Origin of the sequence: Vibrio sp. 10N.222.48.A3 (assembly GCF_041475345.1) — a bacterium.
Taxonomy (GTDB): Bacteria; Pseudomonadota; Gammaproteobacteria; order Enterobacterales; family Vibrionaceae; genus Vibrio; species Vibrio tasmaniensis_A.
The window spans coordinates 1-15,648 of the sequence record NZ_JBFRVX010000020.1; the positions used below are offsets into that span (position 1 = coordinate 1).

The following is a 15,648-nucleotide window of genomic DNA, read 5'->3' on the forward strand; positions in this document are numbered from 1 at the left end:
AGATTCCAGATACCTCGTCCCTCGGTTTTGAAATGACGAGTTTAACTTTAGATTAGCTGATGCGTTTAGCCAAAACAAAAAGGAAAGCCAATGGCTTTCCTTTTTAGTATCTAGCGTTTGTTAACTGACTAACGATAGTCTGAGATTAACAGCCCGGACCACAATCCAGACAGTGTTTCACCATCTCTGGACCTAGGTGCAGTTTCGCATTGAGGTCACGTAGTGCAGTTCGTACACCTTCTTCGATTACTGGGTGGTAGAACGGCATGTCTAGCATTTCAGAAACCGTCATCTTGTTCTGGTGTGCCCATGCTAACAAGTGCGCCAAGTGTTCTGCGTTTGGTCCCATCATTTCAGCACCAAGGAAACGGCCTGTACCTTGCTCGCCGTAAACGTGCAGAATACCTTTGTTGCGTAGCATCACTCGTGAACGACCTTGGTTCTCGAAAGACACTTCACCCGTTGCGAAACAGCCACATGTGCCTAGGCGGGTGGTGATCTCTTTGTACGTTTCACCAACCATCGCGATTTGCGGGTCAGAGAATACCGCCGAGATTTTAGAGCGGCGTAAGCCTGCACGAATCTCAGGGAAACGACCTGCGTTGTCACCGGCAATACGCGCTTGGTCTGCTGCTTCATGCAGTAGAGGCAGTTGGTTACTCGCATCACCAGCGATAAATACTGATGGTAGCGATGTTTGTAGCGTGTAGTGGTCTGCAACTGGCACACCACGTTCATCAAGTTCTAGAGAGGTATTTTCTAGGCCAAGCTTATCAGTGTTAGGGCGACGGCCTGTAGCTGCCAGTACGTATTCAACGATGTTAGTTTCTAATTCACCTTGCTTATTGATGAACTGGATTTCGACGCGAGCTTCACCCGATTCTGTGGTAATGCGTTTCATGCTTTCGATTTTCACGTCGGCATCTAGGTAGAACTCTTCATTGAAGGCTTTGTCTGCGTAAGCCATGATCTCTGGGTCGGTTACTGGGCCAACTTGACCACCTAAACCGAACAGTTTTGTTTTCACACCCAAGCGGTGTAGTGATTGACCAAGCTCTAGGCCAATAACGCCCGGGCCAAATACCGCCACTGATTCTGGTAAATCATCCCAGCTGAATACGTCATCATTAATGATCAGACGGTCACCAAGTTCATTCCAAACTGCAGGGTATGCAGGGCGAGAACCTGTTGCGATAACAATACGCTTAGCCGTCACAACTGTGTGGTCATCGATTTGTAGCGTGTTGTCATCTAAGAACTTTGCGTAGCCAGAGATCTTGTCTTGCTCTGGGATTTCATCAACACCTTCTAAAACAAAACCAACAAAACGGTCACGTTCAAACTTCACTCGGTCCATCACTTCACGGCCGTTAATCACGATATCCCCTTGTGGGTGAACGCCAAAAGCCGGAGCTTTCTCAATTTGGTGTACACTTTCAGCCGCTGCAATAAGCAGTTTAGATGGCATACAACCAACACGAGCACAGGTTGTACCGTAAGGGCCGCCTTCAATCATCACAACACTGTCAGTGTGTGCTTTTGCAGCGCGGTAAGAACCTAAACCTGCCGTACCGCCCCCGATAACTGCTACATCTACATTGACTTGTTTCATAATAATTTTCTCGCAATAGCTAAATTTAGTTTGAACGAACCCCTCCAACTCTGGTGATTTTTTGAGAGTCAGGATAACGGGCAGGTTTTGTGATTCTGTTTTATTAGGTTTAGCTTGTCGCTCTGCCTTTATTGCTAACTGCTTCTTGTTACTAACTATAGGTTAGTTAAAGACGGGCGAGTCACAAGCTATATTCTTTTCCAAAGCTCAGATAAGAGTGTTTGGAATAGCTAACCCACAAGAGGGTGGGTTAGCTGATATTGCTTAGTTAACTTAACGATTAAGCTTATATCGATGGTAAGTCATTAACCTAGGAAAGCTTCAAGTTCTTCGCTACCACCGATGTGTTTGCCACCGATGAATACTTGTGGAACCGTTGTGCGACCAGAGATTGCACGTAGGCTTACTGTTGTCGCGTCTTTACCTAGTACTACTTCTTCGTAGTTCAAACCTTTGTCGATTAGGTTCTGCTTCGCTTTCATACAGAAAGGACAGCCTGGCTTAGTGAATACTGTGATTGACTCTTGCTCTTTGTGCTCAGGAGCAATGTAGTTAAGCATAGTATCTGCATCAGAAACCTTGAACGGGTCGCCTGGTACGTCTTCTTCGATGAACATTTTTTCTACCACGCCGTTTTTAACCAGCATGCTGTAGCGCCATGAACGTTTGCCGAAGCCGATGTCGTTTTTCTCAACTAGCATGCCCATACCGTCTGTGAAATCACCGTTACCATCTGGGATGAATGTGATTTTTTCAGCTTCTTGGTCTGCTTTCCAAGCGTTCATTACGAATGTGTCGTTTACTGAAACACATAGAATGTCATCAACACCGTTATCTTTGAATACAGAATGTAGCTCGTTGTAACGAGGTAGGTGGCTTGAAGAACATGTCGGTGTAAACGCACCTGGTAAGCTGAATACGATAACTGTCTTATCTTTGAATAGCTCTTCCGTCGTTACGTTAACCCATGCATCGCCTTGGCGAGTTGGGAATGTTACTTGAGGGATTGATTGACCTTCTTTAGATGCAAACATATTGATTTCCTTAAATAGTATTTTGAATTTTGTTCTATCAGAGCTTAACGTTTTTCTTTGCTCTGTTTCGTTTCGTTGAGCCCATTATTAGACAAATCCTTTGATAGCTCTAATCGTTTGATGTTATGGTTTTGATAGGTAAATTCTATCAAGAGCATTTTTCTTTTAAATGTTTCTATTAGAACCCTTGTTCTTATTAAAACCTGAGGTAAGAGACTGATCATGAACATTCGTGACTTTGAATACTTGGTGGCGCTCGCAGAGCATAAACACTTCCGAAAAGCGGCAGAAGCGTGCTTTGTCAGTCAGCCGACACTAAGCGGTCAAATACGCAAACTAGAAGATGAAATTGGACTTCAGTTAACCGAGCGTAGTCCAAGGAAGGTAATATTTACAGAATCAGGGTTACAACTTGTTGAACAAGCCAAGCGTATTCTCAATGAAGTGAAAACTTTTAAAGATATGGCGAGTGGACACGGTGAAGCGATGACGGGGCCGATGCACATTGGTTTTATTCCGACCGTTGGCCCTTATATTTTACCTAAGATCATTCCTCATCTTAAAGATAGCTTTCCCGATCTTGAGCTTTACCTGCATGAAGCGCAGACCCATCAGCTAGTGAGTCAACTTGAAGATGGCAAGCTTGATTGTTTGGTATTGGCTGCAGTTGATGAAACGGCGGCGTTCAAAGAGATTGATGTGTATAACGAACCGTTAAGCGTCGCAGTACCGTGTGATCATGAGTGGGCTAAGCAAGACACTGTTGATATGCTGCAGTTAAATGGACAAACCGTACTTGCACTGGGCGATGGCCACTGCTTGCGAGACCAAGCCTTAGGCTTCTGTTTTGCTGCGGGTGCAAAAGATGATGAGCGCTTTAAAGCGACCAGCTTAGAAACGCTGCGTAACATGGTGGCGGCAGGGGCAGGTATTACCTTGCTTCCTCAGCTATCGGTACCGAAGGAAAAACAGAAAGATGGTGTGTGTTACGTTCCAGCGGTGAACCCAACACCTTCACGTCGCATTGTTGTTGCCTACCGACCGGGCTCTCCGTTAAAGGGGCGCTTTGAGCAATTGGCTGAGGCTATCCGAACTCAATTAGATAAAGCTGTTTAGTAATTTAAATCGTAGATAGCTCTGATTATAGACACAAAAAAAGGGTTGATATGAATACATATCAACCCTTTTTGTTGGTTCATGTTACTTGGTTCAACAAACCCTAACTAGAACAGCTCTTCTACTGCTTCACCTGATGACGTTGAGTAGATGTCATCATTGAAACGTTCAGTAATGTACTCGGTTGGCTCAGTGCCTTTCTCGAAATACTCGAACATTGATGAGCTATCAAACTTGTTGGTCAGTAAGCCAGTTTCACGGTCGATACGAACGCGAACGATATTTTCTGGAAGCTCTTTACGTTGTGCCGGAACACCCGCTAACGCTGTGCCCATGAAATCAACCCATGCCGGCTCTGCTGTTTTAGCGCCCGCTTCTGCACCTGTAATTTGATTTTTACCAAGGTTAGAGTTCGCTTTGGTTCGACCTAGGTTACGGTTGTGGTTGTCAAAGCCAACCCATACCGTTGCAACCATGCCAGGGCCGTAACCGCTGTACCAAGTATCTTTCGAGTCATTGGTGGTACCGGTTTTTCCGCCAATATCGCGACGCTTCAGCGGTTGAGCACGCCAACCTGTACCATTCCAGCCTGTGCCAGCACTCCAGTCACCGCCGCCCCAGATATTGCTGTACATCATTTCACGAACAAGGAACGCGTTCTGCTCAGTGATCACTTGGGGTGCGTACTGTACTTGGGCATCCACATCTTGCTCGGCAAACTCATCAGCCATTGAATCTGAGGTCATTGGCTGTTGGCAATCGTCTTTACACACTACTTTCGGTGTCGCTTGGAATTCAGTCTCACCAAATGGTGTTTCAATGCGGCTGATGTAGAAAGGTTCAACGTAGTAGCCGCCATTAGCGAATACTGAGTAACCTTGAGCTACCTTCATTGGCGTTAAGCTACCCGCACCCAGAGCAATGGTTTCAGAGCGCGGTACTTCGTCAATATCAAAACCAAATCGAGTTAGGTAGTTACGAGTATCATCCAAGCCCACTTCGCGCAGTACACGTACTGCCATTACGTTTTTAGATTGAGCTAAGCCAATACGTAAACGAGTTGGACCCACATAGGTCGGTGGTGAGTTCTTTGGTCGCCATGCCGTGCCTTGGCTCTTATCCCATTGATTGATAGGCGCATCGTTGATCAGTGAGGCTAGCGTTAAGCCTTTCTCAATCGCTGCTGAGTAGATAAATGGTTTGATACCAGAACCCACCTGACGAATAGATTGCGTTGCACGGTTGAACTTGTTGTGTACAAAGTTAAAGCCACCCACCATTGACAATACCGCGCCGTTGTTCGGGTTCATTGCAACAAATGCGGTGTTCGCATTCGGTACTTGGCTTAGTCGCCATACAATCGGTGTTTCAGGTTCAGTTGTTGTTTCTTCGGTAGGCTCTTCAGATACTTCATCGCCTGTTACTGCTTCATGGCGAACCCAAATTTGCTCACCCACAGCCAAAATCTCTTTCGCTTGAGAAGGCGCTGGACCTTGGCGGTTGTCCGTTAGGAATTTACGCGCCCAATTCATGCCTTGCCACTCGATAGTGCCTTCACCTTGGTTCTTAACCCAAACTTGAGCGCTTTTCGAATCAACAGCGGTTACAACTGCTGGTACTAAGTCACCATAGGTTGGTTGAGATTTAAGGTGCTTAACGATTTGTTCATGATCCCAAGCTGATTGCGCCGTTTGCCATAATACTTTTTCAGCACCACGGTAACCGTGACGCTCATCGTAGCCGAGTAGGTTCTTAATCGCGGCTTGGTTCGCTGCTTTTTGCAGTTTTGAATCAACGGTCGTGTAAACCTTCATGCCTGATGTGTAAGCGGCTTCACCATAGCGTTCAACCATCCAAGCTCGTGCAACTTCTGCTACATACGGCGCGCTCAGTTCAATCTCGGCACCGTGATATTTCGAGATAAGTTCTTCACTGCGAGCGTCATCGTACTCTGATTGAGTGATGTATTTTTCGTCTAGCATACGACGTAACACCACGTTACGACGGTTGGTCGCACGCTCAACAGAATAAATAGGGTTCATAGTTGAAGGTGCTTTGGGCATGCCCGCAAGCGTTGCCAATTCACTTAAAGTGAGTTCAGGAAGATCCTTACCAAAATAAACACGCGCTGCTGCGCCGAAACCATATGAACGGTGACCAAGGAAGATCTTGTTTACGTAAAGCTCCATGATTTCTTCTTTACTCAGAAGTTGCTCTATGTGGATCGCAATGAAGATCTCTTTGATTTTACGCATGATCTTTTTCTCATTAGATAAGAAGAAGTTACGCGCAAGCTGCTGAGTAATGGTACTTGCCCCTTGTTTGGCTGAACCGGACATAGCAACCACGAGTGCTGCTCGAGTGATACCAATTGGATCAATACCAGGGTGCTCGTAGAAGCGGCTATCTTCGGTAGCAATCAAAGCTTCAACTAGGTGGCGAGGAATCTCGTCATAAGTCACGGGATTACGACGCTTTTCACCAAATTGAGAGATCAATTTACCGTCTTGACTGAAGACTTGCATTGGCGTTTGGAGTTCTACGTCACGCAAAGTGGCAACATCAGGTAACTCTGGTTTTACGTAATAGTAAAACCCGAAAATTGTACTGACTCCAAGAATCATGCAAATCAATGTAAATATGAATAATCGCTTTATGAACTTCACCGGATAATCCCTGATTAGTTAAGGCTGATAAGCAGCAAACCCTTGTACTCTAGGTTAAAAACTTAGCTTTCGTTTATTAACGCTTATTTAACTAATAATCACAACCCCTAGATAATCAACGAAATGCTTGGCACTTCAGGAGCTAGGTCACATGGGTTCATCATTAATTACAGGTATAGATATAAATCATCACAGCATCAAAGCCGTGGTACTAAAACCCGTGGGGGAGTTGTATGCCCTAGTGGGATACAAAGAGCTGCCGATTTCGGACGACATTTTTACAGCTAACCATACTTTGGAGTATCAGAAAACTGTTAAGAAACTTAAAGAACTTAGGAAAGGACTGCCTTTTGGCTGTCGCAACGTCGCCATTTCGGTACCCGATAACACGGTGATCAGCAAAGTACTGCAAATAGAGAGTGACTTAGAAGACAGAGAAAAGGAGTTTTCTATCTATCAAACCTTTGCTCATCAATCTCCCTTTCCTATCGAGGAGCTGAGTTTAGATTTTGTAAAGCTGGAAGACAAACGATTTGGTAAAGGATCGACAAGTAGCTATCAGATATATGCGACTCGTAAGGAAGTTGTAGACAGTCGAGCGGATGCTTTAAATAAAGCCGGATTTAAACCTGTTGTCATCGACACCCAAGCACATGGTCTGCTCAATATTTGGCAGTTGGCTTCACGCCTTTATCCTGAAAAAAGTAACTGGTTGCTGGTGGACGTGGGAGTTGACCAAACGTCGTTAGGCATTATCCCGCAGGATTCAGCACCTTTCTATAAAGACATCGCCTTTGGTACTCAAGATCTTCGCGGCACTGACAGCCCGAGTTATACAGAAGGTGTGTTCGGCAACGCAGAGGAGACACATCGGTTTATTGTCAATTTGGCTGAAAAGCTTAAGCGACAGTTGCAACTCTATTCCTCAGTGAATGCACTTGAGCCGATATCCGGGATCTGGCTGATGGGCGAAGGGGCCAGCATTCCGATGGTAGTTGAAGATCTAGAGCGCCATTTTCAGATGAGTTGTGAATCGCTCAATCCTTTATCGTTATTTGAGAATAAGGTGTCGAAGCGGCACCGATTGCCTGTGGACTGGCAACTGTTTGGGATTGCCGCGGGTATGGCGATGAGTGGACTCAAGTGGCAGGGAGAAAAGCATGTTGCATCAAATTAATCTACTGCCGTGGCGTGATGAGATTCGCGCTCAACACAAGAAGCGCTTTATCCACCTAGTCATTCTTGGCGTCATCATTGCACTTACAGGGCAATGGGCGGTTGGTCACTATTTTCAGGTTCAACAAGCCAAACAGCAAGCTCGCCTCAATTATCTTAATCAATACATTGCCGAGCTCGACCGACAAATTCAATCGTTAAAAGTTGCAGAACAAGAACACAAAGCCATTCTGACTCGACTTGATGTGGTGGAATCTTTGCAGCTTGGCCGTAATAAGACCACCGACTTTATGAATCTAATGCCGGAGCTGATTCCTGAGGGCGTGTATGTCGACAAGATAAAGATGAATGGTCAGGAGATTGAGATGGCAGGTATCAGCGACAGTACGGCTCGCCTCGCCACAATGTTGGACAATCTAGAGCGTTCTGATTCTCTTAAAAGGGTCGAGATGCACTCTATTATCCATAACCGAAAGCGCTTCAATAAAGAGTTTCAGACCTTCAAGGTCTCTTTTGTGTTTAGCCCTGTTTCTTTAGAAAACACAACCGCAGAGAGCGCAACCGCGAGCAGAAAAGAGAAGGGGACAAATCATGGCTAACCTTAAAAGTAGGATTAGCTGGCAAGATCTCGATGCTGATGAGATCACCGAATGGCCGTTGTTGCCCCAACTGCTCGTTATTCTGTTGCTGATGATATTAATCCAAGGTGTTGGGACTTGGTTGTATGTACTGCCTTTAGACGATGAACTGCAGCAGATGAAGCAGCAAGAGCAGACTTTGAAAGCAACGTTAAGGATAAAAGCGAACAAGGTTGCGGCTTTGCCTAAGCTTCAGAGTCAGTTGGATGAGCTGACTAGCCGTTACGATTATCTGTTAGAGCAGCTGCCCGTGCAAAAAGAGCTCGCCAGTATGTTGGCCTCAGTGAATGAACTTGGTTTGGATAATGCGCTGACCTTTACGCGCATTGATTGGGGTCAAAAGCAGAACAAGGAATTCCTCTATCGGTTACCCCTCAATATTGAGCTAACCGGTGATTACCATGAGATTGGCGATTTCTCCGCGGCCATCGCAAAACTGCCACGCATTATTAGCTTCGATGATGTGAATTGGCAGCGAGTCAGTCAAGAAAGCAGCACGCTACATTTCAGGGTTCGAGCTTACACCTATCAGTTTAAATCGGAGGTGAATGATGAAATTCAGTAGCGTCCTTTTGTCCCTATTGTTACTGCTTGTGCTTTCAGGCTGTAAAGCCAGTCAGGATTCGTTAGAAGATTTTGTGAGGCAAGTTGAAGCTAAGGCGAGAAAAGAGGTAGAAAAACTTGTCCCAGAAACGGAGTTCTTAGCCGCAACTTATCAACGCCACGCCTTTCGCCCTCCCTTTGAACTTCCTAAAGAAGCCATGGTTCAAAATCAACCCTTGGTGAAGAAAGACTGTTGGCAGCCGAACGCTCGTTCTCGTATTGGCAAGTTAGAAAAATACCCGCTGAGTAAGCTGCGTTTAAGAGGCGTAATGGGCAGTGGAACAAGCGTTTCAGGGTTAGTACAAACCCCAAAAGGGAACGTGGTCAATGTGAAAAAAGGTCAGTTTATTGGCTTAAACAATGGTCGAGTTACTAAGGTGACGAGCCAGTATGTACAGATTAATGAAACTCTTCCAGATGGTTTAGGTTGTTGGCATAAGCGCAACGTTAGGCTCGCTCTGAAGTAAACCAATGTCACATGATGTGGATATGAGATGTAAATATGATTAAAGGAATAAGTGGATTAGTGAGCAAGGCTCTACAAGGTTTTGCTGTGTCTGTGATGTTGGTGGTTAGCGTGTTCAGCTATGCCGAGAGCTTGCCAAATCAATTGGAAAATATTGATTTTAGGGTCAACAAGGAGAAAGACGCCGTCATCATTATCGAATTGGCAACCAGCACTGCTGTGGTGGATGTTCAACGTGCTCAGGAAGGTTTAAGTATCGAGTTACTCAATACTCAGGTGAATGACGATAAGCTTTACCTCCTGGATGTGAAGGACTTCGCGACCTCAGTTGAAGGTATTGAGGTGTATAAGGAAACGCCCAGTACGCGATTGTTGGCAACGATCGCTGGTGACTATCAATATGAATACAACTTAAAAGGTCGCTTTATTGAGGTAATGATCAGTAGGCCTACTATTGATGAAGTGACAATAGAGAAAAATGTTTTAGAAAAAGAAGGCAAGGTGATATCGATTAACTTCCAAGATATCCCTGTACGTAATGTTTTGCAGCTTATTGCTGATTACAACGATTTCAATCTCGTTGTTTCTGATTCAGTCACGGGTAATCTGACTTTACGTTTAGATGGTGTGCCTTGGCAGCAAGTTCTCGACATTATCTTGCAAGTTAAGGGGTTGGATAAGCGTGTTGATGGCAACGTTATCTTGGTGGCACCTAAAGCTGAGCTCGACCTTAGAGAGCAACAAGCGCTAGAGAAATCTCGTTTGGAAGAAGAGCTAGGTGAACTCAAGTCGGAAATCATCAAGATTAACTTTGCCAAAGCCACCGACATTGCCGACATGATTGGTGGGGAAGGGACGGTAAGCATGTTGTCCGAGCGAGGCTCGATTACCATTGATGAGCGAACTAACTCCCTGTTGATCCGTGAATTGGAAGAAAACATTGCGGTGATACGAGGTATTATTGAATCGCTAGACATTCCCGTGAAGCAAGTTCAGATAGAAGCACGTATTGTCACTGTTACTGAGGGTAATCTTGATGAACTAGGAGTGCGTTGGGGCGTTTCCTCGACCAACGGAAGCTTCAAAGTTGGCGGCTCGATAGAGGGCAACCATCCATCGCAAATTACACCGTATGACGATAATGGTGGGAATAGTGCGATTGACGATTTCCTCAACGTTAATTTAGGAGCAACTTCCCCGAGCGCGTCGAGTATTGCGTTTCAGGTAGCCAAGCTGGGTTCTGATACCTTGCTTGATCTTGAATTGTCAGCACTGCAACAAGAGTCGAAAGCAGAGATTATTTCTAGCCCACGCTTAATTACCACCAATAAAAAACCCGCTTATATTGAGCAAGGTACTGAAATCCCTTATTTAGAGTCTTCTTCAAGTGGTGCTACTTCAGTCGCATTTAAGAAAGCGGTATTGAGTCTCAAGGTGACTCCGCAGATCACACCCGACAATCGTTTGGTATTGGATTTGAGCGTGACTCAAGATAGGCCGGGGCAAGTGGTGAAAACCGGCACCGGTGAAGCTGTCGCTATTGATACGCAAAGAATTGGAACGCAAGTACTTGTTAATAATGGTGAAACGGTCGTGTTAGGTGGTATTTTTCAACACAGTGTGAGCAGCCAAGTTGATAAAGTTCCACTGTTAGGAGACCTTCCTGTTCTTGGCGCATTGTTCCGTCGTAGCTATGAAAATGTAGGCAAAAGTGAACTACTTATTTTTGTTACACCTAAAGTTGTGATTCAGTAATGAGCAATTAGATTAAAAATAAAGTTGCATTAGTGGCACCTAACCTTGATAATTTCGGGTCTTATCACGAATTATCTGTGAGGAATCGGTGCCACGGGCCTTTTAATTTCAGTACTTGTACTGACCTACCTTGTGGCGATGTCATTGAATTAACGTTGTAAATTACTGCTAAAAACATGGCTGAGAAACGCAATATTTTTCTTGTTGGCCCAATGGGCGCCGGCAAAAGTACAATTGGTAGACACCTAGCTTCCCAACTTCATATGGAGTTTCTAGACTCTGACACTGTGATCGAAGAGCGCACTGGCGCAGACATCGCATGGGTTTTTGATGTTGAGGGCGAAGATGGTTTCCGTAAGCGCGAAGAATCTGTAATCAACGATCTGACAGAAGAACAAGGTATTGTTCTTGCGACAGGTGGTGGTTCAGTGCTGAGCAAAGAAAACCGTAACCGTCTATCTGCACGAGGCATTGTTGTATACCTAGAGACAACAATTGAAAAGCAACTTGCTCGCACTAACCGCGACAAGAAACGCCCTCTACTTCAAACAGACAACCCGCGTGATGTGCTAGAAGATCTAGCTGTATCTCGCAACGCACTATACGAAGAAGTGGCGGACTACACAGTTCGTACTGACGACCAAAGTGCAAAAGTGGTAGCCAACCAGATCGTAAAAATGCTAGAAGAACGTTAAGTTCATTTTTCGGAGAGCAAACCCATGGAACGGATTACGGTCAATCTAGCTGAGCGTAGCTACCCTATCTCTATTGGCGCCGGGTTATTTGAAGACCCGGCGTACCTTTCTTTTTTATCAGGTAAGCAGAAAGTTGTTGTTATCAGTAATGTGACAGTAGCGCCTCTTTATGCTGATAAAATTTTATCGCTATTGGATCAAGTCGGCTGTCAGACATCTCTTTTAGAGTTGCCAGACGGTGAGCAATACAAAACACTTGAAACGTTCAACTCAGTGATGAGCTACATGCTTGAAGGAAATTACAGCCGCGATGTGGTGGTGATTGCTTTGGGTGGTGGTGTTATCGGTGATTTGGTCGGTTTTGCTGCCTCTTGCTACCAGCGCGGTATTGATTTCATTCAAATCCCGACGACCCTTCTTTCTCAAGTGGACTCCTCTGTGGGTGGTAAAACTGCAGTGAACCATCCCCTTGGCAAGAATATGATCGGCGCTTTTTACCAACCAAAATCTGTCATCATCGATACTAACTGCCTATCAACGCTTCCAGAGCGTGAGTTTGCAGCGGGCATGGCTGAGGTGATCAAATACGGCATCATTTACGATGAAGCCTTTTTTGGCTGGTTGGAACAGAATCTAGAGAAACTGTATCAACTTGATGAAGACGCACTGATTACCGCGATTGCTCGTTGTTGTGCAATTAAGGCTGAAGTGGTTGCTATCGATGAAAAAGAGTCAGGAATCAGAGCGTTATTGAACCTAGGTCATACATTTGGTCATGCGATTGAAGCAGAACTAGGCTATGGTAATTGGCTACATGGTGAAGCTGTGTCGTCAGGCACTGTAATGGCAGCAAAAACCGCCCAATTACAGGGACTGATTTCTCAGCAGCAACTTGAGCGAATTATTTCTATACTCAAGAATGCGAAACTACCAATCCATACGCCAGAAAGCATGTCTTTTGAAGACTTTATGAAGCACATGATGCGCGATAAAAAAGTGCTGTCTGGTCAGTTGCGTCTGGTATTACCAACAAGTATTGGTACTGCTGAAGTGGTTGCTGATGTACCTCAAGACATCATTAAACAAGCGATTGATTTCTGCCGTACTCTTTAAATTCGGTTGTGAGGTTGCCTAGCTAAACTCTAGGCAACTCAAGCGCTTTACAGATCGAACTTATCAGTAGGGATCCCCAATGAGTTTGGCTCATGATTTAAGAGTATTGGAGTTAGAGTCTCAAGTTGAGTTGCTAGAGCGTTTACAGCTTTTAACTAACTTTGGTTCAAACTTTGTAAATGTTGCTGGTAAAACGGGTTCTGGCCGATCTTGGTTAGCTCAGCGTTATCTTGAAGCATGGTCGACAGAAAAAAATCAGTGTTTACTGCTTTGTCACCCAAGCCAAGACGATCAACAGCGCCGCGCACTTATTCTTAGTCAGATTGTTTCTGACCCACTCTTTAATCAACATGATTCTTTATCTGATAGCCTTGCTAGGTTGCTGGATGGAGATACGTGTAATGTGCTTATTGTCATTGATGACGCCCACCGACTGTCTGAGCTACTGGTATCAGAATTATGGATGTTGGTACTTGAATCTCAATCAAACCCTCAATGGACGATTAATATCGTTCTGTTCTCGCAAACTGGTCACCTAGACACGCTATTAACACGACTTAGTTACGGTCAGCCGCACAAACCTATCGCCCTTGAGATCGATGATCTTTCGCAACCAGAAGCTGAACATTTCTTTGAGTCACTGGTGATTCGATATGTCGATGATGAGTCAGAATCTCGGGTGCGAAATGCATTTAAAAAAGCGCAACCTTTGCCCGGTGAGCTAATAGCCTTAGGAGAATTGAAAGTGGAAAAAAGGATTATTATTCGCTCAATCATTGGTTCACCTATCAATATTGCGATTGTGGTGGCGTTGTTGTTGCTTGTTATCGGCGGCGGTTACTGGTGGATGTTTAATCAACCAACGCCTGACGATAAAGCGCAATCTATTATCGCCCCTATTGAGCAGACAGTTATTCCAACGTTGGAAGTGGAAAATGTAACTGAGCAAGCCACAATCGACGGAACTGTCGATTCTGAAGCCGAAGTTGATATGAGTTATCAAGGTGCTGACGATGACAGCTCTTCTCTGCCGCCGGTCGTGGTTGAAGAGACAGCCAGTGTTGGTCAGGTAGAACAAGACCAGCAACGTGTGGTGATCACCTCTGATGTGGTCGATGCTTTGCTTGATGATAAACCTGAGAGTGTTGATACCAGTGCAATTGAAGCTGTAGTTGAAGAAAAGACAGATGCAGTCGTTATCCCGCAGCCTGATGTTGTGGAACGTGAGTCATTGCCGGCAACGAATGAAGGTTCAGAGCTAACACAATCAGCACCTCCGATAAAAAAAATCACATTTTCATTTGCACGCGAAGAGCTACAAGCTATCTCGCCGCGCGCTTATACCCTGCAGTTGAGTGCGATGACATCATTGGAAGATGTACAATCTTTCATTGAAGAGTATGAGCTTGAGAACAAGGTTCGTATTTACCCAACACTTCGTAACGACACCAAGTGGTTTATTATCACTTATCAAGATTACCCAACGATTCAAGTGGCGCGAGATGCGGCAAGTGCGTTATCAAAACCACTTCAACAGTTGGAACCTTGGGCAAAATCGATGAATCAAGTGCATCGAGAGATAGAACGTGCGAAATAACCCTGAGCTTAGCCTCAAAATATGTTACATTCCGCAGCCTTATTTTTGAGTTGATAGATAGAGCAGTAAATGAAAAAGCAGCGTGCCTTTCTAAAATGGGCTGGTGGTAAATATGGCCTAGTTGAAGACATCCAACGTCACCTGCCACCTGCTCGTAAATTGGTAGAACCGTTTGTCGGTGCCGGATCAGTATTTCTGAATACTGATTTTGAACAGTACCTACTTGCAGATATTAATCCTGATCTTATCAACCTATACAATCTACTTAAAACCGATCCTGAAACCTATATCACTGAAGCGAAGCGTTGGTTCTGTCCGGAGAATAACCGTAGAGAAGTGTTCTTAGATGTTCGCGCTGAGTTCAATGGTACAGATAACGTTATGTATCGCTCGTTAGCTTTCTTGTACATGAACCGATTTGGCTTCAATGGCTTGTGTCGTTACAACAAGAAGGGCGGTTTTAACGTTCCGTTTGGTTCTTATAAAAAACCTTATTTCCCTGAAGCCGAGCTAGAGTTTTTTGCTGAGAAAGCGAAAAAAGCCACCTTCGTCTGTGAGGGATACCATGAAACCTTTAGCCGCGCGCGCAAAGGTTGCGTGGTTTACTGTGATCCTCCATACGCACCGCTGTCGAACACGGCTAACTTTACCTCTTACGCAGGTAATGGTTTTAGCTTAGATGACCAAGCTGCACTGGCGGATGTCGCTGAAAAAGCGGCGATGGAACGCGATATTCCTGTCTTGATTTCAAACCATGACACCACCTTAACGCGCCGTTTATACCATGGTGCGGAACTGAACGTGGTCAAGGTGAAACGCACCATTAGCCGGAATGGCGCAGGGCGCAATAAAGTTGATGAGTTACTGGCGCTTTTCCATAAAGAGAAAAACCAGCAACACGCTTCAACAGAATTGCCGTCGTCAGCATAATCCTCGAACTCATTAAATTGAGTGACCCACGGGTACTTTCTTAAACTAATCTTTCGAACTGCTAGGATCTGCTTAGGTGCTTAGGTAGAATTGCACACCAAATAGTCTTGGGATTGAGTCTTGTACTTGTGTATGAGAGGTCACAAGGCGGTGATATTCGCAATTTACTCACTCTTAAGAGGTTTGGTATGAAAGATTTTCTAATCGCTCCATCGATTTTGTCTGCAGATTTTGCTCGTCTTGGTGA

General features: G+C 45.0%; 14 protein-coding genes. 10 read left to right on the forward strand and 4 right to left on the reverse strand.

Features of this window, described 5'->3' with window-relative positions; translation table 11 throughout:
- Nucleotides 1–145: 145 nt before the first annotated feature.
- The 3 genes from AB4653_RS00780 to AB4653_RS00790 form a co-directional block, all read right to left on the reverse strand.
- Nucleotides 146–1,612, reverse strand: coding sequence for a dihydrolipoyl dehydrogenase (locus tag AB4653_RS00780; RefSeq protein ID WP_009848897.1), 1,467 nt, complete (start codon nucleotides 1,610–1,612; stop codon nucleotides 146–148).
- Between the two features lie 305 nt (nucleotides 1,613–1,917).
- Entirely contained in the window at nucleotides 1,918–2,646 is a 729-nt protein-coding gene (locus tag AB4653_RS00785) for a glutathione peroxidase (RefSeq protein WP_009848898.1), read from the reverse strand.
- Between the two features lie 44 nt (nucleotides 2,647–2,690).
- On the reverse strand, nucleotides 2,691–2,870 hold the full coding sequence (locus AB4653_RS00790) for a hypothetical protein (protein WP_017099997.1): 180 nt from the start codon (nucleotides 2,868–2,870) through the stop codon (nucleotides 2,691–2,693).
- Here AB4653_RS00790 and oxyR point away from each other — a divergent pair.
- Nucleotides 2,869–3,762 carry a DNA-binding transcriptional regulator OxyR gene (gene oxyR / locus AB4653_RS00795; protein WP_009848900.1) on the forward strand — a complete coding sequence of 298 codons (894 nt, stop codon included), beginning with the start codon at nucleotides 2,869–2,871 and terminating at the stop codon, nucleotides 3,760–3,762. The genes AB4653_RS00790 and oxyR overlap by 2 nt on opposite strands.
- Before the next feature lie 107 nt (nucleotides 3,763–3,869).
- Here oxyR and AB4653_RS00800 read toward each other — a convergent pair whose 3' ends face one another.
- On the reverse strand, nucleotides 3,870–6,428 hold the full coding sequence (locus AB4653_RS00800; RefSeq protein ID WP_032555356.1) for a penicillin-binding protein 1A: 2,559 nt from the start codon (nucleotides 6,426–6,428) through the stop codon (nucleotides 3,870–3,872).
- Between the two features lie 151 nt (nucleotides 6,429–6,579).
- On the opposite strand from AB4653_RS00800, the gene pilM reads away from it, so the two are divergent.
- The 9 genes from pilM (at nucleotide 6,580) to AB4653_RS00845 (ending at nucleotide 15,401) form a co-directional block, all read left to right on the forward strand.
- Nucleotides 6,580–7,605 (forward strand): type IV pilus assembly protein PilM, encoded by a 1,026-nt coding sequence (gene pilM / locus AB4653_RS00805; protein ID WP_009848902.1) that lies wholly within the window; start codon nucleotides 6,580–6,582, stop codon nucleotides 7,603–7,605.
- Complete coding sequence (locus AB4653_RS00810) at nucleotides 7,589–8,203, forward strand: PilN domain-containing protein (RefSeq protein WP_009848903.1); 615 nt, start codon at nucleotides 7,589–7,591, stop codon at nucleotides 8,201–8,203. The genes pilM and AB4653_RS00810 overlap by 17 nt, the downstream gene beginning before the upstream one ends.
- On the forward strand, nucleotides 8,196–8,807 hold the full coding sequence (locus tag AB4653_RS00815; RefSeq protein ID WP_009848904.1) for a type 4a pilus biogenesis protein PilO: 612 nt from the start codon (nucleotides 8,196–8,198) through the stop codon (nucleotides 8,805–8,807). Before AB4653_RS00810 ends, AB4653_RS00815 begins: the two co-directional genes overlap by 8 nt.
- Nucleotides 8,794–9,312, forward strand: a complete 519-nt coding sequence (locus tag AB4653_RS00820) for a pilus assembly protein PilP (protein ID WP_009848905.1) — start codon at nucleotides 8,794–8,796, stop codon at nucleotides 9,310–9,312. Before AB4653_RS00815 ends, AB4653_RS00820 begins: the two co-directional genes overlap by 14 nt.
- Before the next feature lie 35 nt (nucleotides 9,313–9,347).
- On the forward strand, nucleotides 9,348–11,066 hold the full coding sequence (locus AB4653_RS00825) for a type IV pilus secretin PilQ (protein ID WP_102258060.1): 1,719 nt from the start codon (nucleotides 9,348–9,350) through the stop codon (nucleotides 11,064–11,066).
- 176 nt (nucleotides 11,067–11,242) lie between these two features.
- Nucleotides 11,243–11,761 (forward strand): shikimate kinase AroK, encoded by a 519-nt coding sequence (gene aroK / locus AB4653_RS00830; RefSeq protein WP_009848907.1) that lies wholly within the window; start codon nucleotides 11,243–11,245, stop codon nucleotides 11,759–11,761.
- A gap of 24 nt (nucleotides 11,762–11,785) precedes the next feature.
- Nucleotides 11,786–12,874, forward strand: a complete 1,089-nt coding sequence (aroB, locus tag AB4653_RS00835) for a 3-dehydroquinate synthase (protein ID WP_009848908.1) — start codon at nucleotides 11,786–11,788, stop codon at nucleotides 12,872–12,874.
- A 79-nt stretch (nucleotides 12,875–12,953) separates the two neighbouring features.
- The gene (locus AB4653_RS00840) at nucleotides 12,954–14,471 is read left to right on the forward strand and encodes an SPOR domain-containing protein (protein WP_009848909.1); all 1,518 of its coding nucleotides are present in this window, start codon (nucleotides 12,954–12,956) and stop codon (nucleotides 14,469–14,471) included.
- Nucleotides 14,472–14,540: 69 nt separating this feature from the next.
- Nucleotides 14,541–15,401, forward strand: coding sequence for a Dam family site-specific DNA-(adenine-N6)-methyltransferase (locus AB4653_RS00845; protein ID WP_009848910.1), 861 nt, complete (start codon nucleotides 14,541–14,543; stop codon nucleotides 15,399–15,401).
- Nucleotides 15,402–15,648: the final 247 nt, after the last annotated feature.

Coding starts and splice junctions, on each gene's coding strand:
- AB4653_RS00815 (WP_009848904.1), top strand. CDS start 8,196: ATGGCTAACCTTAAAAGTAGGATTAGCTGGCAAGATCTCGATGCTGAT.
- AB4653_RS00790 (WP_017099997.1), bottom strand. CDS start 2,870: ATGATCAGTCTCTTACCTCAGGTTTTAATAAGAACAAGGGTTCTAATA.
- AB4653_RS00825 (WP_102258060.1), top strand. CDS start 9,348: ATGATTAAAGGAATAAGTGGATTAGTGAGCAAGGCTCTACAAGGTTTT.
- AB4653_RS00785 (WP_009848898.1), bottom strand. CDS start 2,646: ATGTTTGCATCTAAAGAAGGTCAATCAATCCCTCAAGTAACATTCCCA.
- oxyR (WP_009848900.1), top strand. CDS start 2,869: ATGAACATTCGTGACTTTGAATACTTGGTGGCGCTCGCAGAGCATAAA.
- pilM (WP_009848902.1), top strand. CDS start 6,580: ATGGGTTCATCATTAATTACAGGTATAGATATAAATCATCACAGCATC.
- AB4653_RS00840 (WP_009848909.1), top strand. CDS start 12,954: ATGAGTTTGGCTCATGATTTAAGAGTATTGGAGTTAGAGTCTCAAGTT.
- AB4653_RS00845 (WP_009848910.1), top strand. CDS start 14,541: ATGAAAAAGCAGCGTGCCTTTCTAAAATGGGCTGGTGGTAAATATGGC.
- AB4653_RS00810 (WP_009848903.1), top strand. CDS start 7,589: ATGTTGCATCAAATTAATCTACTGCCGTGGCGTGATGAGATTCGCGCT.
- aroB (WP_009848908.1), top strand. CDS start 11,786: ATGGAACGGATTACGGTCAATCTAGCTGAGCGTAGCTACCCTATCTCT.
- AB4653_RS00780 (WP_009848897.1), bottom strand. CDS start 1,612: ATGAAACAAGTCAATGTAGATGTAGCAGTTATCGGGGGCGGTACGGCA.
- AB4653_RS00820 (WP_009848905.1), top strand. CDS start 8,794: ATGAAATTCAGTAGCGTCCTTTTGTCCCTATTGTTACTGCTTGTGCTT.
- aroK (WP_009848907.1), top strand. CDS start 11,243: ATGGCTGAGAAACGCAATATTTTTCTTGTTGGCCCAATGGGCGCCGGC.